This window comes from Alcaligenes sp. CHO6 (genome assembly GCF_037120595.1).
GTDB classification, from domain to species: domain Bacteria; phylum Pseudomonadota; class Gammaproteobacteria; order Burkholderiales; family Burkholderiaceae_B; genus Alcaligenes; species Alcaligenes ammonioxydans.
Genome location: NZ_JBANCI010000001.1, coordinates 916,674 through 941,547, shown reverse-complemented (window position 1 = coordinate 941,547; position 24,874 = coordinate 916,674). Strand labels below are relative to the sequence as shown.

Here is a 24,874-nt window from a genome sequence, read left to right as displayed (position 1 = left end):
TCAGGCGCCGCAGCGGTCTGCCTGAATTACAGGTCAGCCAAGGGATGAGTCCTGTCTGCAGGCCACGCCGGAACAAAAAAGCGTTCCACCCAGCGGGCATCGGCCTGTTCCAGTGACGCCGGATTCCAGCGTGGCTGTTTGTCCTTGTCAATCAGCAGTGCGCGTATGCCTTCCTGGAAATCGCCTTGCACGCCACACTGGAGCGAGACGATGTATTCCAGACGGAAAACATCGGCCAAGGACAGGTGGTGCACGCGCTCCAGTAGCTCAAAGGACAAGCGAGCCGAACCAGGAGCCCCTTTGGCGAAGGTTTGTGCAGCACGCGACAGCCAGGGGTCGGCACTATCCTGCCACTGCTGCAGAGCCTGTGTCATGCGTTCAAATTCACGGCTGGCGCAGACATCACGCAGCATGGCGTAATTTTGCTCCAGTGGGCCGCTATCGGGGCGAGCGCCCTCTGCCAGAGTGCGCAGGACCTGATGCAGGCTGCTGTCACGAGCAGCGCGTTCATCAGACCAATCCGTGGCTTGCAGGGCCTTGAGCAAGGCGTCGAAATGCGCTCGTGGCAAGTACGCATCCGCCAAGCCCAGGAACAGGCAGTCCGAGGCGTTGATTTGCGCGCCGCTCAGGGCCAGGAAATGGCCGATCCCCGCAGGCAGATGCGACAGCATCCAGGTACCGCCCACATCCGGGAACAGACCAATGGAGATCTCGGGCATGGCAAAACGCGTGGTATCTGTCACCACACGATGGCTGGCGCCGTTGAACAGGCCCACGCCCCCACCCATCACGATACCGTCACCCCAGCACAAAATCGGCTTGGGGAAGGTATGGATCAGATAGTCCAGGCGGTACTCCACATCGAAAAATTCGCGGGCATACTCATTATTCCAGGCCGAGCCCCCCTGGTTCTTTTGCATCGAGGCGTACAGCGAATGCAGATCGCCCCCTGCGCACAGCGCCTTTTCTCCGGCACCGCGCAAGACGATCATGGCAATACTGGCGTCCTGCGCCCATTCCTGAAACTGCTTGAACAGCAGCTGGCACATTTCCAGATTAAGTCCATTCAGGGCTTGCGGGCGGTTCAGCGTAGCAACACCGATCGCCTTCCCGTTCTGGCCGGGCAGCCGATCAAACAAAACAGAATCCGTCATCGAATATCAGCTCCAAGATCAATGATTTGTCGTGCAATGATGACACGCATGATCTCGTTGGTGCCTTCCAGTATCTGATGCACCCGCGTATCGCGCACCAGACGCTCGACAGGATAATCCTTCAGGTAACCATAACCGCCAAACAGCTGTTGCGCATCCACGCAGGCCTGAAAACCCAGATCGGTGGCCATACGTTTGGCCATGGCGCAGTAGGTACTGGCCTGGCTGCTACCGGCGTCCAGATGAGAGGCCGCCAGCCGCACCATTTGGCGGGCAGCCACAACGCTGGTCAGGATATCGGACAATTTGAACTGCAGCGCCTGAAACTGATCCAGCGGCTTGCCGAACTGGCGGCGCTCCTGCATATACTGACGGGCCGCATCATAAGCGCCTTGGGCGGCGCCTACCGAGCAGCAGGCGATATTGATGCGCCCACCGTCCAGGCCCTTCATGGCCAGTTTGAAGCCCTCGCCTTCCTGGCCCAGCATGGCCGAGGCAGGAACGCGCACGCGCTCAAAGGTAATGCCGCGCGTGGACTGACTGTTCCAGCCCATTTTCAGTTCTTTGCGACCATAGGTAATACCCGCCGCATCCGCAGGAACCACAAAAGCCGAAATGCCTTTGGGACCACCGCCTCCGGTACGGGCCATCACCACCAGCACATCGGTATCGCCCGCTCCGGAAATAAAGGCCTTGCTGCCACTGATCAGATAGTCATTGCCGTCACGCTCGGCACGGGTACGCAGCGACGCCGCATCCGAACCCGAACCAGGCTCTGTCAAGCAATATGAGCCCAGTTTCTGTCCGCTGCTGAGCAGTTCGCCCCATTGGGACTTGACCTCATCCGTGCCCCAGGTGCCAACCATCCAGGTCACCATATTGTGGATCGTCAGAAATGCCGTGGTCGAGGGATCAACCGCCGCCATTTCCTCAAACACCAGGCTGGACTCCAGACGCCCCAGCCCCAGGCCGCCGATGGACTCCGGAGCATACAAGCCGCAAAAACCCAATTCACCCGCTTTACGGAAGGCCTCGATCGGGAAAATCTGTTCCTCGTCCCAATGCGCCGCATGGGGTGCCAGCTCACCTTGCGCAAACTCGCGAGCCGCTTGCGCAAACGCGTTCTGATCGTCTGTCAGTATCATGTCCGTCTCCTTATTTTTACCCACCATAATGCGAGCTGCCCCCTTTAGTTGTCGTGCTGATGACAATCAGCCGTTTCATAGGGGGCAGTGCAAGGCAGGAGGCGACAGTCTAGCCGAAAGTAGCGGCCTGACGCGCAGGCGCAGAAGAACTAGGCGCGGACGGGCTTGCGGCGGGGTCGGGCAGCAGCGCGAGCCGCCAGCTTGTGCGCATAGCGGCGGCGGCGGGAGTCCATGGGGTCAAAGACCAGTTCACGGTAGATCTCAACGCGATCCTGATCACGCAACACCTGATCGAGCTGACAGCGCTGGCCATAGACGCCGACCTTCAAGCCCTCCAGGCTCGACGCCTCATCCAGGGGCGGCAAGCCACATTCACGCAATCCTTGCGCAATACCGGCCTGTAGCAAAGCGTCACGCACACAACTGCCAGCCGGCAAGCGCAAGGCGGCTTTCCAGACCTGGGCCTGGGTTGCCACCACAACGCTAACGGATAATTCAGTCACCGTACACCTCTTGTGCGCGACGGGTGAAGGAGTCGATGAAACTGTTGGCAACACGGTTGAAAATGGGACCGACCACCATCTCCAGGGCGCGACTGGAAAACTCGTACTCCATGGTGAACACGATCTTGCACCCGTCTTCCCCCAAGGGCGTAAACTGCCAGTCCCCCGTCAGGGCAGAAAACGGCCCTTTGACCAGGCGCAGCACAATGCGGTTAGGATAGTCGTGTTCGTTACGGGTGGTGAAGGTCTGGCGAATACCCGCGATGCTGATGGTGACTGAGGCTTCCATCCCCTTTTCGTCGCGCTGGCTGACACTGGCGCCACCACACCAAGGCATGAACTCAGGGTATTTTTCCACCTCTGCAACCAGGTCAAACATCTGTTCGCAGCTATAAGGAAGAAGGACGGAGCGTTTTACTGTATGCATCAGGTCTGGTTAATAGATAGAATGTTCTGATTTTACAATCTATGGTTGGCAATTAATTCATGAGTATTGTTGATAATCGCAAGGCTACCCACGAATACTTTATCGAAGAGCGCTTTGAGGCCGGTCTGGTCCTGGAAGGCTGGGAGGTCAAGGCGATCCGGGCTGGGCATGTCCAGCTCAAAGAAAGCTATGTCATCGTGCGCGAGGGCGAGTTGTTTATTTTGGGCATGCACGTCAGTGCCTTGCCCACCGCCTCAACCCATATCCGGCCCGACGCGACTCGTACCCGTAAACTGCTGCTCAAAGCCGAGGAGATCAGTAAACTGATCGGCAAGGTTGAGCAGCGCGGTTACGCCCTGGTTCCCCTGAACCTCCACTACAAAAAAGGTCGTATCAAGCTGGACTTCGGTCTGGGGCGCGGTAAAAAACTGCACGATAAACGTGATGTCTCCCGCGACAAAGACTGGAAGCGCGAACAAGAACGCTTGATGAAACACGACACCCGCCGTAAGACAAATGAATAAAACGGGCTGAAAAGCCCGTTTTGTTCTAAATCTCAATGTAATTTAACACGAGGGGCGGCCCGTTTGCTGAGCAAGCGGCCCAAAGCCAGGGTTGCGGTACGTGCAAACCCCAAAATCGCCATGTAATGCATCAGGTGCAGGCTCATGTACATGATGCGCGCCAGCAGCCCTTCCACAAACCAGCTTTTGCCGGACAGCACCCCCATCAGGCTGCCGACACCGCGACTGTGGCCCACCGATACCAGCGAACCATAATCCTTGTAAACAAAGGGCGCTTCATCAACCGGCCTGCCCTGAATGCGTGCCGCCAGCCGCTTGCGCAAATAGCTGGCTTGCTGGTGAGCGACCTGGGCACGGGCAGGCAAAAACTGACCCTCTTTGTCCCATGGCACCTGTGCGCAGTCTCCCAAGGCCCAGATGTAAGGGTCCGGCGTGGCCAGGCAGGCATCGAGCACCAGTTGATTGATTCGGTTAACGGGCAGACCCAACTGCGCCAAAAAGGCGGGGGCTTCAATTCCAGCCGCCCAGACGCAGAGATCATTGGGATACTGCCCCCCTTGCGCGTCCTCAATGTAATCAGCGGCCACTCGGCTGACCCTGACCGAGGTACGCACGGCCACGCCACGCTGCGCCAGCAAACTTTGCGCGGTGGCAGACAGTTTGGGCGGCAAGGCTGAAAGAATACGATCAGCACCTTCCAACAGGGTAATGCACACCTCGCGGTCAGAACTGCTGCCTGGAATACTGTAAATACTCAAATCCGCACGAGCCTCGAGCAGCTCAGCGGCCAGTTCCACCCCGGTTGCCCCGCCCCCCACAATATTGATATAGAGTGGCGCCCCCGGTTCTCGCTGCGCGCGACGGGTCACACTGATCAGTTCATTGAGCAACTTCAAACGAAAACGCTCGGCCTGATGTGTCGAGTCCAGCGCCAGCGCATGCTCATGGGTGCCCGGCGTATTGAAAAAATTCGATTTGCTACCCACAGCCATCACCAAGGTGCCGTAGCTCAGGCTGCGCTCGGGAAAGACCTCGTCATGATCGGGCCCCAGAACCGGGGCCAGCGTGATCGTGCGTCGGGCACGGTCTATGCCGGTCATCTCACCTTGAATAAAGGTAAAGCCACAATCGCGCGCCAGCATGAAATACGACAGGCCCTCGCGATGAATATCCAAGGTGCCCGCAGCAACCTCATGCAAGGACGGCTTCCAGATATGGTCGCTGTCTTTATCGACCAAAAAGATATGTTGGCGCCCGAACTGACGCCCCAGCTTGGCGGCCAGCTCCAGCCCACCTGCCCCACCCCCAACGATTACCACTTGATACGGCTGCGTAGTAGACATCCAAAACTCCTTGGGACTTACCTCAAGCAAAGAGAGTATCAGAACCGTCGCCTTATACTTTAAATCAAAACAGATAAGGACTATAGCGATACGCAAACACGATCTGGGTCACTCAGCCAGACGAGCTTGTGGACCGCCAAGGACCCGTGCTGTTTTTAGAGGCCTGAATGGGTAGCAGATCAAAGACTGACGCAAAGAAATACGTCTTTGCGTGGTGCATGGCGTAAAATCGGGACGTTAGTCTTGCCTTCCCTTAACGATCGAAATAGGGCAGCAGCACAACAGCCATTGATACGGTATGATGCTGACTTTGTCCTGTTCACTTCCTTTCTGCCTGCCACTATGCATGACGATGTTCCCCGAAAATCCCAACGTGCGACTCGAAAGGGGCGCGAACGCCGCGACAAAATCCTGGAAGTCGCTTCCGAGGTTTTTCGTGAGAATGGTTTTGAGGCTACGTCCATGTCCCAAATCGCCGCATTGGCAGGCGGTTCCAAGGGCACGCTCTACAATTACTTCCCCTCCAAAGAAGACCTCTTGCTGGCTGTCCTGCTGACGGGAGCCCAGAGATTTACCGAGCAGGTCCTGACCAAGCTGGACTATGAAGGTGATATTCGCGAGGAGTTGCGGCGTTTCCTGCTTCCCATGTTGAGCAACCTGTACTCGAAGCAAACGGCTCAACTGCTACGTATTGTAGTTTCGGTAGGTGGCCATAGCGATATTGGCAAGCGCTTCATGGACATGCTGGACGACCAGATCTGGGATGGTGTGAAGCGTTTTTTTGCCCGCCACATCGAGCGCGGCACCCTGCGCAAGCTGGACCCGACCTTAATGGTGGAACACTTTCGCTGCCTGAGTGAAAGCGAGATTGTGCTGCTGCTCATGGGAGCCATGGAGCCCTGGAACGAAGAACGCATTCAAAACGAAACCGAACACATTCTGGATATGTTCCTACACGTTTATCAGCTTGACCCAGCCAGTTAAGACACTGGCTTCCTGGAAACCTACCCGACTACGCTGCGCCGCCCGCAGCGTCTTTGCGCCGCCAACCCGGCACACGCACCCCACACACCGAGCCCGCCCTCTGCGCGAAGGCAGCCTAGCAAAGGGGCTTACACCCCTCCCTCCCTCTACCCTGTCCGATCGATAAGGAACTGCCCCTCCTAGGCCTGACCGTGTCCGTGTTCGCGAACGGTGCGTTGAAAAACCGTAGCGGCCTACAGAGACGTTTCGCAATATCGAAGGAGCGGCTAAGGCAAAAGCAAAGTCACTCACAGGGATTGAACCGCCAGCAAGATAACCCTGCCCCCAGATGCAACAACACCCCGGCCTGCCTATTGCACACCGAGGTGTTGTTGTGGCGCTTAGCCACTGGCTTCCGCCAGCACCCTGCCAGGCAGACGCTGGCAGGAATCAGGACTTAAGCCTTGGCCAGACGCTGCCAGGTGTCCACAACCGTGTCAGGGTTCAGCGACAGCGAAATAATGCCCTCTTCGCTCAGCCACTTGGCCAGATCAGGATGGTCGCTGGGGCCTTGGCCGCAAATACCAACGTATTTGTTCTGGGCCAGACATGCCTTGATGGCACGGCTCAGCATGAACTTCACCGCCTCGTCGCGCTCGTCGAAGTCGGCAGCCAGCAGTTCCATACCGGAGTCGCGATCCAGACCCAAAGTCAACTGAGTCATATCGTTGGAACCGATGGAGAATCCGTCAAAGTATTGCAGGAACTTGTCGGCCAAAATGGCGTTGGAAGGTACTTCGCACATCATGATCAGGCGCAGGCCGTTTTCGCCACGAGCCAGACCGTGGGAAGCCAGCAGATCAACCACACGCTCTGCCTGACCCAGGGTACGCACAAATGGCACCATGATCTCGACGTTGGTCAGACCCATTTCGTCACGCACTTTCTTCAGGGCTTCGCATTCCATCTTGAAGCATTCTGCGAAGTCTTCGGACAGGTAGCGAGCCACACCGCGGAAGCCCAGCATGGGATTCTCTTCCTCGGGCTCGTAGCGCGAACCACCCACCAGCTTGCGGTATTCGTTGGACTTGAAGTCCGACAAACGCACAATGACGGGCTTGGGGTAGAAGGAAGCGGCCAGGGTCGCGATACCTTCAGCCAGTTTCTCCACGAAGAAAGCACGTGGGCTGGCGTAGCCACGAGCAGCCGATTCCACCGCCTTTTTCAGGTCGCTATCCACATTCGGGTAGTCCAGAACCGCCTTGGGGTGAATGGCGATGTTGTTGTTGATGATGAATTCCAGACGAGCCAGACCCACACCATCGTTGGGGATTTGCGAGAAATCGAAAGCCAGTTGTGGGTTACCCACGTTCATCATGATTTTCAGACCGATCTCGGGCATCTGGCCCCAGCTGACTTCTTCGATCTCGGTTTCCAGCAGACCGTCGTAAATACGGCCTTCGTCGCCTTCCGCACACGACACCGTCACTTCCTGACCTTCTTTCAGCACGTCGGTGGCGTTGTTGCAACCGACCACGGCGGGGATGCCCAGTTCGCGAGCAATAATCGCAGCGTGGCAGGTACGGCCGCCACGGTTGGTGACAATAGCCGACGCCAGCTTCATGATGGGTTCCCAGTTGGGGTCCGTCATGTCAGTCACCAGCACGTCGCCGGGTTTGACCAGATCCATCTCGGAGGCGTCAGCCACGATGCGGACTTTACCCGAGCCGATCTTCTGGCCAATGGCGCGGCCAGTGACCAGCACCTCGCCCGTGGCTTTCAGGCGGTAACGCTCTTGCACATCGTTGCTGCCTTGCTGGGACTTCACAGTCTCGGGACGGGCTTGCAGGATGTAGATCTTGCCATCGATGCCATCACGGCCCCACTCAATGTCCATAGGACGCTGGTAGTGTTTTTCAATGATGGTGGCGTAACGGGCCAGTTCGATCACTTCTTCGTCGCTCAGGGAGTAACGATTGCGCTCGGACACAGGTACGTCCACGGTACGCACAGCGTGATCGGTGGTACGACTTTCGTCAAATTCCATCTTGATCAGCTTGGAGCCGATACGACGGCTGATGATGGGGTAGTGACCGGAAGCCAGGGTTGGCTTGTACACGTAGAACTCGTCCGGATTGACCGAACCTTGAACCACGGTTTCGCCCAGACCGTAGGAGGAAGTCAAAAAGACGACGTCCTTGAAGCCCGATTCCGTGTCCAGGGTGAACATCACACCAGCGCTGCCCTTGTCCGAGCGCACCATACGCTGAATACCCGCAGACAGAGCCACTTCAGCGTGGGCGTAGCCCTTGTGGACGCGGTAAGAAATAGCGCGGTCGTTGTACAGGGAAGCAAACACGTGGTGAATCTTGCTCAGCACCTCGTCGATGCCCACCACGTTCAGGTAGGTTTCCTGCTGACCGGCAAAGGAAGCATCAGGCAAGTCTTCGGCGGTGGCGGACGAACGCACGGCAAAGGAACCCTTGCCGTCAGCGTCCAGCTCGGCAAACGCCTCACGTACGGCTTTTTCAAACTCGGCCGGGAACGGCGTGTCGATGATCCACTGACGGATTTCGGCACCGGCCGCAGCCAGTTCACGAACGTCGTCGGCATCCAAAGCGTCCAGACGCTGCTGAATGCGCTTGTCCAGATCGTTGTTTTTCAGGAAAACGCGGAATGCTTCGGCTGTGGTGGCAAAACCACCTGGCACGCGCACACCGGCATCGGCCAGTTGGCTGATCATTTCACCCAGCGAGGCGTTTTTACCGCCTACTGTGTCGACGTCCGTCATGCGGAGCTTGTCGAAACCAATTACGTAAGACATAAGTCACCTTGAATAGAAAAAAAAGCGTGTTTGCTTAAGACAGGGACCGTCACAGCGGTGTCTGTGCAATCTGTCTTAAGCAAACCTGCCTTTCCATACCCCGATTCGAGCGGTAAATGGTAATCTTGCAAATTGTACCGTTTCCCGAGCTTTGTGCACGACTTATTCCATGTCTTCTTCTCCTATTGAGCGTACCGTCTTTGTCGTTTCCGACAGCACGGGCATTACCGCCGAAACTTTCAGCAACTCCGTCCTGTCGCAATTCGCTCAATTCGAATTTCAGGCCGTCCGGATTCCCTTCATCGACACCATCGAGAAAGCCCAGTCTGTCGCAGACCGCATCAATCAGTGTGCCCAGGACCAGGGTCAGCAGCCCCTGGTGTTCAGCACCTTGGTCGACCCCAAGATGGCCCACATCATTGGCGCGGCCAACTGCACTTTCCTGGATTTGTTTGGTGCCTTTGTACGACACATTGAGCGTGCCCTGGGCGTGAAATCCAGCCGTTCCGTAGGCCGTTCGCACTCGGGCGGCATGTCCAAGCGCTATAACAGCCGCATTGAAGCCATCAACTTCAGCCTGGCCCACGACGATGGCCAGTATGTGAATGGCCTGGAACAAGCCGATGTGATTCTGGTGGGCGTGTCACGCTGCGGCAAAACCCCGACCAGCTTGTACTTGGCCATGCAGTACGCTGTCAAGGCCGCCAATTACCCGCTGATTCCGGAAGACTTTCAGCGCGGCACCCTGCCAGCCACCCTGGCCCCCTACCGAAAAAAGATCTTTGGTTTATCCATTCATCCGGACCGCCTGTCCGAAGTGCGCAATGAACGTCGTCCCGACAGCAAGTACGCCTCGATTGAGCAGTGCCGCATGGAAGTCGCCGAGGCAGAACGCCTGATGCGCATGGAAGGCATCCCTTGGTTGTCGACCACGACCAAATCGATTGAGGAAATCTCCACCAAGATTCTGGATGATGTAGGTTTGGACCGCCGTTCTTACTGAAGTCGACGCCAGTGTTTGCCCGCAGTGCAACAAAGCGGAGCGGCAATGAGCGTAAGGCCTGAGTCGGTGTTTCACCGAACTCGGGCTTTTTTTATTTAATCCTTCTCCGGCCCACTTATCCCGCAGCACCAGCCGTATGTACGGCAGAATGTACCCCCCCCTGATCAGCCTTCGCCCCGGCTCTCAGGCGCGAGCATGCCCATCACGCTGGACGGCAGAGTCATCACCGCTTGTTTAGCCCCTCAAGACACGCCGCACGCGACATCGTCAAGGTCGTGGAGAGGGGAATTTCAAGGCTGTCTGTCCGACCCGTGCCACGACAAATTCAACCCACGTCTTGCCCAGGCCACGCAAGGAGCATGCCGCTGCCACCCACCCACAGCAGCGCTATTACTTTCTATGCTGGCGACGCTGTTCGTACAAACACAGCGCCGTGGCAATGGCCACATTCAGGGACTCCACCCCGGGCGCCTGGGGGATGAACAAACGCTGGCTGGCTTTGACCAGCAAAGCAGGACTGACGCCCTGCCCCTCGTTGCCAAACACCCATATTGCGTGTGCAGGCAAGGCAGATTCATACAGGTCTTGAGTGTCAGGCCCCAGAGAGGTCACCAAAACCGGCAAGCCGGCTTTCTCAAGCAGTTCCAGGCCCTCGACCTGCTCATGAATCTGAATAGAAAAATGCGCGCCTTGTGCGCTACGCAGCACCTTCTGGGACCAGACACTGGCGCAGCCCGGCGTCAAGTAGACCGCCTCCATGCCCACCGCCACGGCGGTTCGCAGTACGGTGCCCACATTGCCGGGGTCCTGCACCTGATCGAGCAAGACTGCACTTCCAGCAGGCGCTGTCCACGCCTGCCCGCGCGGCACACGCACAATAAAGCCCACGCCTTGCCCCTGGCCTACCTGGGACACCGCATTCATCAGCGTGGCATTGAACGTCACACTGAGATGACCCGGTAAAAAACGAGCCAGTTCCAACAGCTCGTCCGAATGGCGATCCATTTCAAACACCGCCAGTTCCGGCAAGCCACGGCGCTCCAGCCACATCTGGCAGAGATGGATGCCTTCCAACCAAATCAGCTGATCGCCCCCATCCAGCTCGCGTTTGTCGTGAGCCAGGCGCTGCACTCGTTTGAAAAGCGCATTATCTTTGGATTCAATCAGCCTCATTTTCTTCAACTTACCTAACTAGAGATGCGCGTACCGGCGCGAAACTTCGACGATGCTCGGGACACGGCCCGTGCTGGGACAAACGTTGCAGATGAAAGGCCGTCCCATAGCCTTTGTGCTGGTCAAAACCGTATTCGGGATAGTCTCGGTGCAATTCCAGACAGACTGCATCCCGCGCTGTTTTCGCCAAAATTGATGCAGCCGCAATGGCAGCATGGCTGGCGTCACCTTTGATGATGGCTTCTGCCGGGCAACACAGGCCAGTGGGAATGCGATTGCCGTCCACCAAGGCCTGTTCGGGTTTGACACTCAGGCCATTGCAGGCTCGCTGCATCGCCAACATGGCCGCGTGCAAGATATTGATGTCGTCAATTTCCGCCACACTAGCGCTGGCAATTTCCCAGGCCAACGCCCTTTCCTTGATCAACACCGCCAAGGCTTCACGCCGTTTGGCGGTCAGCTTCTTGGAATCATTCAGGCCTTCAATGGGATTGCTCGGGTCCAGAATCACGGCAGCGGCAAAGACGGGACCTGCCAGAGGGCCACGTCCTGCCTCATCCAGCCCCGCCACCAAACCCGTCGAGGCATTACTGACTAATAAATCCAGCTGCTTCATGCACGCGCCATATTCACAATGACCTCGGCCGCCAACGCGGGTGTGTCCCGACGCAAGATCAAATGCATTTCGGTAAAGACTTGCTCGATATGTGCCACATAGCTCTGATCGCTCAAGGCTTTCCAGCACTCTTGCGCCAGCTTCCTGGGCTCGGCGTCTTCTTGCAGCAGTTCTGGTACGACAAAATCCCGAGCCAGCACATTAGGCAAACCCACCCAAGGCACATAAGGCCGGTCCTGACCAGACTTCCACCGTATGATGCGCTCCATCATGGGGCTGAGCACATATGAAATAACCATAGGCCGCTTGTACAAGGCGGTTTCCAGACTGGCAGTACCACTGGCCACCAGCACAGCGTCACTGGCTTCCATCACCGTCCAGGCGGGTGGACGAACCACGCCTTCCGAATCAGGCTGACGAATACCGGCTGTATTGGCATCAATAATGTGCAAGTTACGGACGGGGTGTTGGGCCAGTGCTTCCTCAAATTCCTGACGGCGCTTAGGATTGACCATGGGCACCAGAATCATCAAATCCGGCTCCTGATCCTGCAAGATCTGCACCGCCTGCAAAAAACGGGGTGACAGCATCTTGACCTCGGAAGACCGGCTGCCAGGCAAGACGCCCAATATACGCCCTGTCTCGGGCAAGCCCAGCCGCCGACGCGCGTCGGCCTTGTCCGGCTGCAAGGGAATATTCGCCGCCAGGGGGTGACCCACATAGGTCACGGGAATGCCTTCCTTCTCGTAGATCTCGGTCTCGAAAGGAAACAGCACCAACATGTGAGACACGGCTTCGCGGATTTTATGGATGCGCTCATAGCGCCAGGCCCAGATGGAGGGCCCCACAAAATGCACCGTTGGAACCCCGGCCTGACGCAGACGATGTTCCAGACGCAAGTTGAAGTCGGGGGCATCGATGCCTACAAACACATCAGGGCGTTGCCGCAACCACTGATTGCGCATGCCCAGGTAGGTAGAAACCAGCCCGGGAATGCGTTTCAGCGCCTCGACATAACCGAATACCGTCAAGGCATCCATGGGATAAAACTGATGAAATTGCTGCGCCGCCATTTCGGGTCCGCCTATGCCCTCTACCCGCAAGTCGGGATGGCCTTGGCGCAAGCCTTGAATGATGCGAGCAGCCAGCAAATCGCCAGAGGGCTCACCCGCCACCATCCCAATGCGCAAATCCTGCTTGACCCCTGTCTGCCCCGACCCGCCTGAACGTGCCGCTACTGGGCTGGAGGCGCTGCTCATGGTCGGCAAATACCCCGACTGGAATCGTTCAGAAAATCGATCATGACCTGAACCGCTGCCCGGCAGTCGGGCTGCGCCTGCTGCAAGGCCTGCATCTGCTCAACGGCCTGCTCGACGGTCAATTTACGACGGTACAGCAGCTTGTAGCTTTCCTTGACGGCCGAAATCGCGTCGGCAGAAAAGTGACGACGACCCAGGCCTTCGCTATTGACACCGACTGGACGGAATGGATCACCTGCACCGATCACGTAAGGAGGAATGTCCTGACGGACCGAGCTGGTGCCACCAATCATGCTGTGCGCACCGATGCGACCGAACTGATGCACGGCGGTCAAGCCGCCCAGAATGGCCCAGTCGCCAATATGCACATGGCCGCCCAACTGAACACTATTGGCAATAATCGTATGACTGCCGATCTGGCAATCGTGCGCAATATGGGTGTAGGCCATGATCCAGTTGTCGTTGCCAACACGGGTCACTCCCACGTCCTGCACCGTGCCGGTGTTAATGGTGACGTATTCACGAACCATATTGCCATCGCCGATTTCCAGACGAGTGGGTTCCCCGGCGTACTTCTTGTCCTGCGGCATGCCCCCGATGGAGCAGAAACGGTAGAAATGGTTGTTGCGACCGATCGTGGTCACGCCATCTATCACGCAGTGCGGGCCTACTTTGGTGCCCGCCCCTATCGTGACATTGGGCCCAATGATGCTGTAGGGCCCGACCTCGACATCATCGGCAAGCTGAGCGCCCGCTTCGATAATGGCCGTTTCATGAATACGCATAAACTATTCTTCCAATTGTCGGATAGCACACATGATTTTGGCTTCGGCGACCACTTGGCCGTCCACCAATGCGCGACCCGTGTACTTGCACAACGCGCGGCTGATGCGGTCAGCCGTCACTTCCAGGCGCAGTTGATCGCCCGGCATCACGGGTTTGCGAAAACGCGCACCATCCACACCGACCAGATAGTAAGCCAGCTTGTTGTCCACTTTCGCGTACGGATCTTCAGGATCAGTAAACGAGAACAAGGCGGCGGCCTGGGCCATGGCTTCAATGATCAAGACCCCAGGCATAACCGGCATGTGCGGAAAGTGGCCAGTAAAAAAGGGTTCATTCATCGACACGTTCTTGATGGCGACGATGCTCTTGCCAGGCACCAGTTCCAAAACGCGATCCACCAGCAACATCGGGTAACGATGAGGAAGGCGATCCATAATTTGTCGAATGTCGAGTTCCATGTCCTGTCCTGCTTAATTTTTATTGATATGTTCAGATGATTCATTTGCTCCATCCGCCTGCTGCCGTTCCAAGGAACGCAGGCGACGGCGCAAACCGCTCAATTGCCCCAGCACGGCAGCATTTTTCTGCCAGTCCTGATGCCCCGCAAAGGGATAAACTCCGGTGTAACGTCCGGGCTGGCTGATGCTGGAGGTAACGGCGGTACCGCCCGAGATGTGCACATCATCACCCAAGACCAGATGCCCGGACAGCATGGCCGCCCCGGCAATCGTGCACCGCGCCCCGATCCGGGTTGAGCCGGCCACCCCCACACAGGCCGCCATGGCCGTATGTTCACCGACCTGCACGTTGTGCCCGATCATGATCTGATTGTCCAGCTTGACCCCATTGGCCAGCACCGTATCGTCCAACGCTCCTCGGTCCACCGTGGTGTTGGCTCCGATTTCAACATCATCACCAATCCGCACGTGACCGATCTGCGCAATCTTGGCCCAGGCGCCCTGGCCCTTGACGGGGTCCGGAGCAAAGCCAAAGCCGTCTGCACCAAGCACCACACCCGAGTGCAAAATGGCGCGATCACCAATATGCACCTCGTGATACAGGGTCACGCGCGCATGCAGCAAACAGTCCTGCCCCAAGGTAGAGCCTGCGCCAATCACGCAATGCGCACCCAAACGGGTGCCCCGTCCGATCTTGACGCCTGCCTCCACCACACAAAATGGACCGATCGACACACCGTCGCCCAATGCAGCACTGGGATCAATCACAGCGCTGGGGTGAATACCCGTGGGCAACTGAGCCATCCGCACTTGATCAAAACGCTGTGCGAGCAGCGCATACATCAAATACGGCTGAGAGCACAGAACCGGGATAAAGGAGGGCTCAACGTCCAGACCTTCGTAGACTTGCGGCGTCAAAATCACCACCGCGGCGGCAGTCTGCTGCAGCAGATCCTGCATCTTGGGATTGGATAGAAAGCTGATTTCTTCCGGGCCCGCAGAAAGCAAAGAGCCTAGGCCCCGAATCCGGGGCATAGGCTCTTTCACGCCTTCTGGCAGCTTGCAATCCAGTCCGGTCTTGTTGATGGCGTCTATAAGTTCAGACAGCTGTACAGCCTGATCAACGTTCAGCAATACCGGCATAGTGCATCAACCGCCCAATGCTTTCAGAACTTCCTCGGTGATGTCCACACGTGGGCTAACCGTTACGGCGTCCTGAATGATCAGGTCGTAGCCCTGGGAGTCAGCAATACGTTTGATGGCGGCATCAGCCTGCTCAACAATGGCCGAGAATTCTTCGTTGCGGCGACGATTGAAGTCTTCCTGGAACTCACGGCGTTTGCGCTGCAGGTCGGAATCCAGATCAGCCAGCTGGCGCTGACGCTTGACGCGATCAGACTCGGACAGCACAGGAGCGTCCTTGTCGAATTTCTGAGCTTGCGAACGCAGGTTGTTGGCCATGCGCTCCAGCTCTTCGTCACGGCGCTTGAATTCTGCCTCGATCTTGGTCTGGGCCGCTTTGGCTGGCTTGGAGTCGCGCAAAATGCGCTCTGTGCTGACAAAACCGATTTTTGTCTGTGCCTGAACAACAGGTGCAGCGGTCATGGCGCCAACACCCAGCGCGGCAGCCAGAACGAGCGCTTTATTGCCACGCGACAAGCTGCGGGCGATGTTTGTAAGTTTTAATGCGATGTTTGACTTCATGAAAAATCTACCTTGCAAATTAGGCTGCAGAATAGTGCAATTGTGCCACTAAACACGAACATCAGAAAGCGGTACCAATCTGGAACTGGAAGGCTTGTTTGTCGTCGCCTTCCTTGGCGCGCAAGGCGCGACCGTAGGACAGCTGCAAAGGACCCAGCGGGGATTCCCACGACAAGCCCAGACCGGCGGCGTACTTCCAGCCGCAGGGATCTTCAGATCGACGATCAGGGCGACCCATTGCACAACCACCGCTCGTGTTGTCGACCTTGCCAGCATCGGCAAAAACGAACCAACGCAAGGTGCGGTCACGTGATGCGCCTGGGAACGGCAGGTACAGCTGGGCATTGGCCACCATACGGCGCGAACCACCCAGATAGTCACCGGTCAGGGTGTCTCGTGGGCCCAGGGACGCACCCTCGTAACCACGTACCGAACCGATACCACCGGCGTAAACGTTCTTGATAACCGGGAAAGTCTTGCTGCCAATGCTGCGACCATAGTCAATCGCTCCATTCAAGGCCAGCGTGTATGCGCGACCCAATGGAATGTAGTGCTGATGGCTGGCGCGCAGCATGTAGTAGCGCAAATCCAGCGTACCCATATCGGCCGACAAGCTGGTCAGGCTTCCCTTCTTGGGAGCAATCGCGCTGTCACGGGTATCTTTGGACCAACCCAGATTGAAAATGAAGGTGTTGGTACGCTCACCATACTCCTGCACGTAATCCTGGTAGGCAAGCGGAGTGTACTGAGGACTCAGACGCGATAGTTTGTTCTGCTCGAAATTGACGCCCATGAAAATACGGTCGTATTCCGAGATGGGCACACCAAAGTTCAAACCGGCACCGATCGCGGTGTTCTGGTAGTCGCCCCAGCCGTCATTGGACTGGTAGGGCGTGGTACGACGATAGTAAATCGAGGTCGTTTTGCTGATGCCGTCTGTTGTCCAATACGGATTGGTATGGCTGATTACCGCTGTACGGTTCACCTTGCTGGTATTGACCTGCAAGGACAAGCTATTGCCACTACCGAAAATATTGTCCTGGCTGATCCCGGCCGAGAGCATCAGCTTATCGGTGGAGCCATACCCGACACCCAGGTTGACCAGACCCGTGGGTTTTTCCTTGACGTCCACCTGGACGTCCACCTGATCCGGCGAGCCGGGCACAGGCTTGGTATTGACATCCACTTCATTGAAGTAGCCCAGACGATCCACGCGATCACGGGAGAACTTGATGGCGTCCGAATCGTACCAGGCAGCCTCCTGCTGACGCATCTCACGGCGCACGACCTCGTCACGCGTGCGGACGTTGCCGCCCACCTCGATACGGCGCACATACACGCGACGGCCCGGATCAACATAGAAGGTCAGGTCAGCCGTATGATTTTCGCGATCCAGGACCGGATTGGGGTTGGCGTTGGCGAACGCATAGCCCAGGCCACCCAGGTATTCGGTAATGGCTTTCACCGTACCGCTGGTTTTCTCCGAGGAGAACACTTCCCCCTCTTTTTGCTGAACCAGTGGTTGAATCTGATCATCCAGACCCAGCAAATCCCCGGCCAGCTTCACGCTGCTCAGCGTGTACGGCTTGCCTTCGTGAATCGTCAGGGTGATGTAAATGTCTTTGCGATCGGGCGAAATCGACACCTGAGGCGGCTCGGCGGAATACTCCAGAAACCCTCGATTCAGGTAGTAGGAACGGATGCGTTCCATGTCACCTTCCAGCTTCTCGCGGGAATACTTGTCGGTGCCCGTGTACCAGGTCATCATGCCCGAGGTGGTCAGCTCCATCTGGTCGAGCAAATCGCTTTGCGAGAACGCCTCGGTACCGACAATGCGAATTTCCTTGATCTTGGCTAGACCGCCTTCAAAGATGTCAAAGCTGACGCCGACACGGTTACGCGGCAACGGCGTGATGATAGGGGTAATTTCCACCCCGTACTTGCCCTTGGACAAGTACTGCTGTTTCAGCTCAAACTCGGCCCGTTCCAGCATGGAACGGTCAAAAACCCGCCCTTCTCCAAAGCCTACCTGAGCCAGGGAGTTGGTAATATTCTTGGCATCGAACTCGCGCATGCCGTTAAAAGATATGGAGGCGATGGTTGGGCGCTCTTTGACATTGACGATCAGCACATTGGTGCCCGTGTCAATTTGCACATCACTAAAAAAGCCTGTGGCGTACAGACGCTGAATGGCATCTGCGGCCTGCTCTTCCGAGAAGGACTCACCAACCTTGACAGGCAAAGACGCGAACACGGCGCCGGGATCGACCCGCTGGATACCGTTGACTTGAATATCGCGCACGACAAACGGTGCAAATGCATTCGCCAAGGCGGGAGCAAGCAAACTTGCCACCAATACGGGCAGAACACGCAACGCAAAAGTAGGTTTCCGGCTAAACGACATCCTGGACAATCCTTGGTCGGTCAAATGGTTGGAAATTGTATGCCACCCGCTCTCAACTGAAAAGGCGGGTGATGTCATTAAAAAAAGCAATACTCATCAGTACGGCCAACAAGGCCAAACCCAGGCGCTGACCCAGCAGCATCATGCGCTCCGAAGCGGGCTTGCCGCGTACGGCTTCGATGGCATAGTACAGTAGATGCCCGCCATCCAGCATAGGTACGGGCAATAAATTCAGTAAACCAATGCTAATACTGATCAGCGCCAGGAAATTCAGGTAGGCGATCAAGCCTATTCTGGCGGTCTGACCCGCATAATCGGCAATAGTAACCGGCCCGCTGACATTCCGTACAGAGACTTCCCCGGTAATCATGCGCCCAATCATCTTCAAAGAGAACCAGAATGTCTGAGCCGTACGGGTAAATCCGCGCTCCACGCTCTCGATAGGGCCATAACGTACCAGTGTCATGGGCATGTCTGCCGCCACCTGCGCACCAATGCGTCCCAGCCCTTGCGAATCGCTCGCGGGCGTGACCAGCAAACGCTCAAGCTCACCCGCACGCAGTACATCCAGCTCCAGGGTCTGGCCGGCCGATTGTTGCACTTTTTGGACAAACGGGGTGATGCCGGGCTCGGCCAGATCACCCAGGCGGACGATGACATCCCCTTCTTTCAACCCGCCCTGCTCGGCCGCACTTTCCTTGAACACTTCCTGCACAATCGAACGAGCCGGACGCAGAACCAGGCCTGCCTGGGCCATCAGGTCCTGTCCATCCGGCAAAATCTCGCCGGCCGGCAAAGTCAGGTAACGATTTTGTTCCCGCCCCAGTTGGTCTTTCACCCCCACTTCCAGCTCGCCGCCGGAAGACAAGGCATCCATGAATGCCCAACGCGCCTGCAACCAGGAATCAACAGGCTTGCCATCGACCGACACCAAACGGTCTCCCGCCTGAAAGCCGGCCTGTGCAGCAGGCGTCCCTGCAGGCACGGGGCCGATTTGCGCAATGGGCTCTTGCGTGCCCAACAAACCGACCACGGCGTAGATCACCACGGCCAGGATCAGGTTCGCCAGGGGACCGGCCAGCACAATGGCGGCCCGCTGACGCAAGGGTTTGTGATTGAAGGATTCGTTGATCTGCGCCTGCGTCGCGTGAGCAGGTGGATCGTTCTGCATGGCCACATAGCCACCTAAGGGCAGCGCCGATACGGCCCATTCAGTGCCGTTCCTGTCGAAACGACGGTACAACACCTTGCCAAAACCAATGGAAAAGCGCTCGACACGGACTCCACAACGACGAGCCACCCAGTAATGACCCAGCTCGTGAAAGGTCACCAGCACGCCCAGGGCCACCAGGAAAGCCAGAACGGTGAAGAGCATGTTAATTCCTGTTAAATACGCGCTGAAAATCGACAATAGTCCAGCGCCAGTGACCGTGTCTCGCTATCCAGTGCCAGAACCCCATCCAGGGCATCCAAAGCCTGACTGGCCCGGCCATTGAGCTTGTCCAGACAGTGCTCGATCACCGCCGGAATTTGAGTATAGCCAATCTGCCTTTCCAGGAAACGGTCCACGGCAATTTCATTGGCCGCATTCAGGGTCACACAGGCGGCTTGACTGTCGCGCAAGGCCTCATACGCCAGCTTCAAGCAGGGAAAACGTTGAAAATCGGGCTGTTCAAAGTCCAGGCGTCCCATCGTGGCCAGATCGAGCAGACCCACGCCACTGTACAAGCGCTCCGGAAAGCCCAGACCATAGGCAATCGCCGTACGCATATCAGGCTGCCCCAACTGCGCCATGACGGACCCGTCTATATACTCGACCATGGAGTGAATCACGCTTTGCGGATGCACCACCACATCAATCTGGTCAACGGGCACAGAAAACAGCCAATGCGCCTCGATGACCTCCAGACCCTTGTTGAGCATGGTGGCCGAATCCACCGAAATCTTGCGACCCATGCTCCAGTTGGGATGAGCACATGCCTGCTCCGGTGTAACCGTCTCCAGCTCAGAGAGTGCGCGCGAGCGAAAGGGCCCACCCGAAGCCGTCACCAACAAACGACGCAAGCCGGCAACCGGCTGGCCAGGCTCGGCAGGCAGTTCGCCCGCCAGACATTGGTAAATGGCACTGTGCTCGGAGTCGATGGGCATCAACTGTGCCCCGCCCTCTTGCACAGCTTGCATGAAAATACGTCCTGCGGCGACCAAGGCCTCTTTATTAGCCAGCAATACCCGCTTACCGGCACGCGCGGCGGCCAAGGCCGAAGGCAAACCAGCCGCGCCAATAATGGCCGCCATGACGGTAGTTACCTGGGGGTCGGCAGCCGTGTCGGCCAGCGCCTGTGCGCCTACCCGGATTTCCGGCAAAGCACCACCCTGCCATGCATCCAGAAAACGGCTGCGAGCCGCCTCGTCCGGCACCAGAACAACGCGAGCCGCACTGTCCTGAGCCTGTTGGGCGAGCAGCTCCATGCGACTATGGCCACTCAAGGCATATACCGCCATCCGATCAGGATGACGAGCAATCACATCAAGTGTGCTGACACCAATAGAGCCAGTGGCCCCTAACACACATACTTGCTGGAAACTCATGAGTTCTTCCTTGACGCATACTCGTCCAAGTCACACCGGACTAAAAGAGCCACGCCCCACTTAACAACAAGGCCACAGGAGCAACCGGCAACAAGGCATCGATACGATCGTATACGCCACCATGGCCAGGCAACAATTGGCTGGAATCCTTGACTGCAGCACGGCGCTTGAGCAAAGACTCGAACAAGTCACCCACGATGGAAAGGGCGGCCAGGGCAACACCCAATACCGCCGTGGCCACCCAGCCCCAGCGCTGCATCACATCAGCACCAAAACTCCCGGGCCAATTGGCGCTGATCAGCATCCAGGCGGAAGCGGCAACCATACCACCCACTGCCCCGGCCCAGGTCTTGCCGGGACTGACACGCGGAGCCAGCTTGGCTTTGCCAAAGGCACGGCCCGCAAAGTAAGCGGCGATGTCCGCCACCCAGATCAGGACCAATAGGGAGAGCACATAGACCATGCCCTGCGTATGCAGAAACAAATACAGACTGGCCCAGGCGACCAGGGGCGCCAGTACGCCCATCACACTGAGCAAAACACCTTGAGCACGTTGTGTGGCCTGACCTTGCAGCACCAGCCCAGTGGCACCCACCACCCACAAGGCCGCCATTATTGGTACAAGCCCCCGGTACACCAGGTCAGCAGCCTGCCCCTGCGGACCGGTTTCATACCAGTACACACTGAGCCACAGCATCAGGGCACCATTGAGCAAGGCCAGCGGCCAGGCCCAGCGCTGCTGCGCCTGAGACAGGCTCAAACGCTCCCACTCCCAGCAGGCCAAGGTGCTCATCAGCACAAAAATCGCCAGCAAAGGCCAGCGTACGGGAGCGAGCATGGCCGCGCCCAGAATGACCAGCAGGACCAGGGCGGTAATGACTCGTTGTTTCAACATAGACTAGGCTCCGTCAAGGCGCGAGGGTACCCTGCACCTGGGCACTGGTGCGCCCAAAGCGCCGCTCGCGCCCACGATACCACTCAAAGGCCTGTTCAAGCTGCGCCCGGTCAAAATCCGGCCAGTACACGTCTGTGAAATACAGCTCGGTATAGGCCATCTGCCAGATCAGAAAATTCGAAATACGGCGCTCGCCCCCCGTGCGGATAAACAGATCCGGCTCAGGAGCGTAGGACATCGCCAGGTAGGGACTGAACAGGGCCTCATCCAGTTGTTCGGGATGATCGACCAGCTGGGGATTGGCAGCCAATGCTTTTTGCGTCGCCTGCAAAATATCCCAACGACCGCCGTAGTTGGCGGCAATCGTCAAATGTAAGGTGTCGTTATCGCGAGTCTGCTCTTGAGCGTCGGCAATCAGGCCGCGCAACTCTTCACTAAACGCAGACAATTCGCCAATAACATGAAGTCGGACGCCGTTTTTTTTCAGTGTTGCCACTTCTTTTTGCAGCATCTTGACAAACAGGCCCATCAACAGGGACACCTCTTCCGCAGGGCGTCGCCAGTTTTCGGAACTGAACGCAAACAGGGTCAGATAGCGCACGCCAAGCTCGCCACAGGCTTCAACAACACGCCGGACAGTTTGCACACCCCGCAAGTGCCCTGCCGTGCGAGGCAACAGACGACGGGTCGCCCATCGTCCATTGCCGTCCATGACAATCGCCAGGTGGCCAGGAACCTGACCGTGTTCCGGAATCGTTTGGGTAGAACTGAATGAAATCACCTAGCCACCTGTGCAAAAGCCGTTAGACCGTCATGATCTCGGCTTCTTTCTGGGCGATCAACTTGTCGACCTCGGCAACATACTTGTCGGTCAGCTTCTGGACCTCGTCCTGGGCACGACGCTCCTCGTCCTCGGAGATTTCCTTGTCCTTGACTTGCTTTTTGAGCGTGTCATTGGCATCACGGCGCAGATTACGGATGGCGACCTTGGCATCTTCACCTTCGCTACGCACCACTTTGGCCAGATCGCGACGACGCTCTTCGGTCAAGGCAGGCATGGGAACACGAATGCTCTCGCCCATGGAAATCGGGTTCAATCCCAGGTCGCTGTCGCGAATGGCTTTTTCAATCGGGCCGGCCATATGCTTTTCCCACACTTGCACATTCAGCGTGCGGGCATCGACCACCGTGATATTGCCCACCTGGCTGACGGGAACCATAGAGCCGTAGTACTCCACTTGCACGTGATCCAGCAAGCCCGCAGTGGCGCGGCCTGTGCGGATCTTGGCCAGGCCCGTCTTGAGAGACTCGATGGACTTGCCCATACGATTGTCGGTCGATGCTTTGATCTCGGAAAGACTCATGGACTAAATTCCTATAACTTTAAACGTGAACCAGGGTGCCCTCGTCCTCGCCAGAGACCGCGCGAGTCAACGCACCGGGCTTGTTGATCGAAAACACTTTAATGGGCAGTTTTTGGTCGCGACACAGCGCAAAGGCCGTGGCGTCCATCACTTCCAGACGACGCACGATCGCTTCGTCAAAGCTGATACGCGAATAACGAGTCGCGCCTGGATCTTTATTGGGATCGGCACTGTAGATGCCATCGACTTTGGTGGCTTTCAGTACGATTTCCGCTCCCACTTCGGCGCCGCGCAGAGCCGCTGCCGTGTCCGTGGTGAAGAACGGGTTGCCCGTACCAGCCGCAAAAATAACAACTTTGTTTTCTTCCAGATAACGCAGCGCCTTGGGACGAATGTAAGGCTCTACGACCTGTTCAATATTCAGGGCGGATTGCACCCGGGCATCCAGGCCACGGTGCTTTAAGGCATCTTGCAAGGCCAGGGCATTCATGACGGTGGCCATCATGCCCATGTAATCGGCTGTCGCACGATCCATGCCCTGGGCACCCGGAGCGATGCCGCGAAAGATATTGCCCCCGCCAATCACGATAGCCAGTTGTACCCCCAACTGGGCAACCTGGGCGATCTCCTCCGTCATACGAATGATTGTGCTGCGATTAATACCGAACGAGTCCTCGCCCATCAGCGCTTCGCCGGAGAGCTTCAACAGAACACGTTTGTAATGAGGGGTAGTCATGGGTGGGATTCCAAGTGACGAAGACAGAAGAGAGTGTAAAGCAGCAGGGCAGGCACCGCCACTACGGTGCCTGCCCTGAAAAAACAAGCTGAATTAGGCTTGGCCGGCAGCGGCTGCTACCTCAGCGGCAAAATCCTCAACACGCTTCTCAATGCCTTCACCCACTACGTACAGGGTAAAGCCAGCGATCGATGCTTTTTTCTCGTCCAGCATTTGCTGCACGCTTTGCTTGTCGTTCTTGACGAAAGGCTGGCTCAACAGCGTCACTTCCTTCAGGAACTTGGCTACAGCGCCGTCGACCATCTTGGTAACGATATCAGCAGGCTTGCCGGATTCAGCTGCTTTCTGAGCTGCCACAGAGCGCTCAGCTTCGATTTCGGCAGCGTCAACACCCGACGCGTCCATGGCTTTGGGGCGAGTTGCCGCGATGTGCATGGCCAGATCCTTGCCCACTTCTTCGTCGCCACCGGCGAAATCCACCAGCACGCCGATCTTGCCACCGTGAACGTAGCTGGCCAGCTGACCAGCTGTTTCGTAGCGTTGGAAGCGACGGATCGAGATGTTCTCACCGATTTTGCCCACCAGAGCGGCGCGCACGGTTTCAACGTTACTGTCAGCCAGTGGCAATTCAGCCAGAGCGGCCAGATCAGCAGGATTATTCTTGGCAACCAACTGAGCGATATCGTTGATAAAGCCGATGAAATCATCGTTCTTGGCGACAAAGTCCGTTTCGCAGTTCACTTCAACCACGGAACCGGTCTTGCCATCTTCAGCGATGTAGACCGACACCAGGCCTTCAGCGGTAACGCGGGTAGCTGCCTTGCTTGCCTTGCTGCCCAGCTTCACGCGCAGGATTTCTTCAGCACGAGCCATATCGCCGTCGGCTTCAGTCAGTGCTTTTTTGCATTCCATCATGGGCGCGTCGGTTTTCTCGCGCAATTCTTTAACCATCGATGCGGTGATTTGAGCCACGGTTTTCTCCAATTCTGTAGAACGTGCCCCGG

24 protein-coding genes are annotated in these 24,874 nt (G+C 57.2%); 3 read left to right on the top strand and 21 right to left on the bottom strand.

From position 1 onward, the window contains the following. Positions 1-26: 26 nt before the first annotated feature. From V6936_RS04400 to V6936_RS04385, 4 genes are all read right to left on the bottom strand, one after another. Positions 27-1,154 carry an enoyl-CoA hydratase/isomerase family protein gene (locus V6936_RS04400; RefSeq protein ID WP_059317603.1) on the bottom strand — a complete coding sequence of 376 codons (1,128 nt, stop codon included), beginning with the start codon at positions 1,152-1,154 and terminating at the stop codon, positions 27-29. After that, positions 1,151-2,299 (bottom strand): acyl-CoA dehydrogenase family protein, encoded by a 1,149-nt coding sequence (locus V6936_RS04395; RefSeq protein WP_059317602.1) that lies wholly within the window; start codon positions 2,297-2,299, stop codon positions 1,151-1,153. Before V6936_RS04395 ends, V6936_RS04400 begins: the two co-directional genes overlap by 4 nt. 149 nt (positions 2,300-2,448) lie before the next feature. Continuing rightward, the gene (locus tag V6936_RS04390) at positions 2,449-2,802 is read right to left on the bottom strand and encodes an RnfH family protein (RefSeq protein WP_003799785.1); all 354 of its coding nucleotides are present in this window, start codon (positions 2,800-2,802) and stop codon (positions 2,449-2,451) included. Further along, on the bottom strand, positions 2,795-3,229 hold the full coding sequence (locus V6936_RS04385) for a type II toxin-antitoxin system RatA family toxin (RefSeq protein WP_003799783.1): 435 nt from the start codon (positions 3,227-3,229) through the stop codon (positions 2,795-2,797). Before V6936_RS04385 ends, V6936_RS04390 begins: the two co-directional genes overlap by 8 nt. Positions 3,230-3,288: 59 nt before the next feature. Here V6936_RS04385 and smpB point away from each other — a divergent pair, with 59 nt between their 5' ends. Beyond that, positions 3,289-3,753 carry an SsrA-binding protein SmpB gene (gene smpB / locus V6936_RS04380; RefSeq protein WP_003799781.1) on the top strand — a complete coding sequence of 155 codons (465 nt, stop codon included), beginning with the start codon at positions 3,289-3,291 and terminating at the stop codon, positions 3,751-3,753. Positions 3,754-3,785: 32 nt separating this feature from the next. Here the strand turns inward: smpB and V6936_RS04375 are convergent, their stop codons facing one another. Further along, positions 3,786-5,096, bottom strand: a complete 1,311-nt coding sequence (locus tag V6936_RS04375; RefSeq protein WP_003799776.1) for an NAD(P)/FAD-dependent oxidoreductase — start codon at positions 5,094-5,096, stop codon at positions 3,786-3,788. A 342-nt stretch (positions 5,097-5,438) separates the two neighbouring features. Here V6936_RS04375 and V6936_RS04370 point away from each other — a divergent pair, with 342 nt between their 5' ends. Next, complete coding sequence (locus V6936_RS04370; RefSeq protein ID WP_336579472.1) at positions 5,439-6,080, top strand: TetR/AcrR family transcriptional regulator; 642 nt, start codon at positions 5,439-5,441, stop codon at positions 6,078-6,080. A 436-nt stretch (positions 6,081-6,516) separates the two neighbouring features. Here the strand turns inward: V6936_RS04370 and ppsA are convergent, their stop codons facing one another. Next, entirely contained in the window at positions 6,517-8,883 is a 2,367-nt protein-coding gene (gene ppsA, locus V6936_RS04365) for a phosphoenolpyruvate synthase (RefSeq protein WP_003799770.1), read from the bottom strand. A gap of 169 nt (positions 8,884-9,052) precedes the next feature. Between ppsA and ppsR the strand changes: the two genes are divergently transcribed. Beyond that, complete coding sequence (gene ppsR, locus V6936_RS04360; RefSeq protein ID WP_003799769.1) at positions 9,053-9,886, top strand: posphoenolpyruvate synthetase regulatory kinase/phosphorylase PpsR; 834 nt, start codon at positions 9,053-9,055, stop codon at positions 9,884-9,886. 390 nt (positions 9,887-10,276) lie between these two features. Here the strand turns inward: ppsR and V6936_RS04355 are convergent, their stop codons facing one another. From V6936_RS04355 to tsf, 15 genes are all read right to left on the bottom strand, one after another. Further along, complete coding sequence (locus V6936_RS04355; protein WP_003799767.1) at positions 10,277-11,059, bottom strand: TrmH family RNA methyltransferase; 783 nt, start codon at positions 11,057-11,059, stop codon at positions 10,277-10,279. A gap of 10 nt (positions 11,060-11,069) precedes the next feature. Further along, positions 11,070-11,675 (bottom strand): ribonuclease HII, encoded by a 606-nt coding sequence (rnhB, locus tag V6936_RS04350; protein ID WP_003799764.1) that lies wholly within the window; start codon positions 11,673-11,675, stop codon positions 11,070-11,072. Continuing rightward, positions 11,672-12,853, bottom strand: a complete 1,182-nt coding sequence (gene lpxB / locus V6936_RS04345; protein WP_039942943.1) for a lipid-A-disaccharide synthase — start codon at positions 12,851-12,853, stop codon at positions 11,672-11,674. The genes rnhB and lpxB overlap by 4 nt, the downstream gene beginning before the upstream one ends. 77 nt (positions 12,854-12,930) lie before the next feature. Next, positions 12,931-13,719 (bottom strand): acyl-ACP--UDP-N-acetylglucosamine O-acyltransferase, encoded by a 789-nt coding sequence (lpxA, locus tag V6936_RS04340; RefSeq protein ID WP_003799760.1) that lies wholly within the window; start codon positions 13,717-13,719, stop codon positions 12,931-12,933. A gap of 3 nt (positions 13,720-13,722) precedes the next feature. Continuing rightward, positions 13,723-14,178, bottom strand: coding sequence for a 3-hydroxyacyl-ACP dehydratase FabZ (gene fabZ / locus V6936_RS04335; RefSeq protein WP_003799758.1), 456 nt, complete (start codon positions 14,176-14,178; stop codon positions 13,723-13,725). Between the two features lie 12 nt (positions 14,179-14,190). Then, positions 14,191-15,321: a UDP-3-O-(3-hydroxymyristoyl)glucosamine N-acyltransferase gene (gene lpxD / locus V6936_RS04330; protein WP_003799756.1), complete on the bottom strand. Its 1,131-nt coding sequence runs from the start codon at positions 15,319-15,321 to the stop codon at positions 14,191-14,193. Between the two features lie 6 nt (positions 15,322-15,327). Further along, on the bottom strand, positions 15,328-15,882 hold the full coding sequence (locus tag V6936_RS04325) for an OmpH family outer membrane protein (RefSeq protein ID WP_003799754.1): 555 nt from the start codon (positions 15,880-15,882) through the stop codon (positions 15,328-15,330). A gap of 61 nt (positions 15,883-15,943) precedes the next feature. Beyond that, positions 15,944-18,286 (bottom strand): outer membrane protein assembly factor BamA, encoded by a 2,343-nt coding sequence (gene bamA, locus V6936_RS04320; protein WP_003799752.1) that lies wholly within the window; start codon positions 18,284-18,286, stop codon positions 15,944-15,946. A 52-nt stretch (positions 18,287-18,338) separates the two neighbouring features. Continuing rightward, complete coding sequence (rseP, locus tag V6936_RS04315) at positions 18,339-19,661, bottom strand: RIP metalloprotease RseP (protein ID WP_003799750.1); 1,323 nt, start codon at positions 19,659-19,661, stop codon at positions 18,339-18,341. A gap of 11 nt (positions 19,662-19,672) precedes the next feature. Beyond that, complete coding sequence (locus V6936_RS04310; RefSeq protein WP_003799748.1) at positions 19,673-20,875, bottom strand: 1-deoxy-D-xylulose-5-phosphate reductoisomerase; 1,203 nt, start codon at positions 20,873-20,875, stop codon at positions 19,673-19,675. A 40-nt stretch (positions 20,876-20,915) separates the two neighbouring features. Then, positions 20,916-21,770: a phosphatidate cytidylyltransferase gene (locus tag V6936_RS04305; RefSeq protein ID WP_003799747.1), complete on the bottom strand. Its 855-nt coding sequence runs from the start codon at positions 21,768-21,770 to the stop codon at positions 20,916-20,918. 13 nt (positions 21,771-21,783) lie between these two features. Next, complete coding sequence (gene uppS / locus V6936_RS04300; protein ID WP_039943063.1) at positions 21,784-22,548, bottom strand: polyprenyl diphosphate synthase; 765 nt, start codon at positions 22,546-22,548, stop codon at positions 21,784-21,786. Positions 22,549-22,573: 25 nt separating this feature from the next. Further along, positions 22,574-23,134 carry a ribosome recycling factor gene (gene frr, locus V6936_RS04295; protein WP_003799742.1) on the bottom strand — a complete coding sequence of 187 codons (561 nt, stop codon included), beginning with the start codon at positions 23,132-23,134 and terminating at the stop codon, positions 22,574-22,576. Between the two features lie 19 nt (positions 23,135-23,153). Further along, a complete protein-coding gene (gene pyrH, locus V6936_RS04290; protein ID WP_003799741.1) occupies positions 23,154-23,870 on the bottom strand; it encodes a UMP kinase in 717 nt (238 codons plus the stop codon). A gap of 93 nt (positions 23,871-23,963) precedes the next feature. After that, positions 23,964-24,842 (bottom strand): translation elongation factor Ts, encoded by an 879-nt coding sequence (tsf, locus tag V6936_RS04285; RefSeq protein WP_039943062.1) that lies wholly within the window; start codon positions 24,840-24,842, stop codon positions 23,964-23,966. Positions 24,843-24,874: the final 32 nt, after the last annotated feature.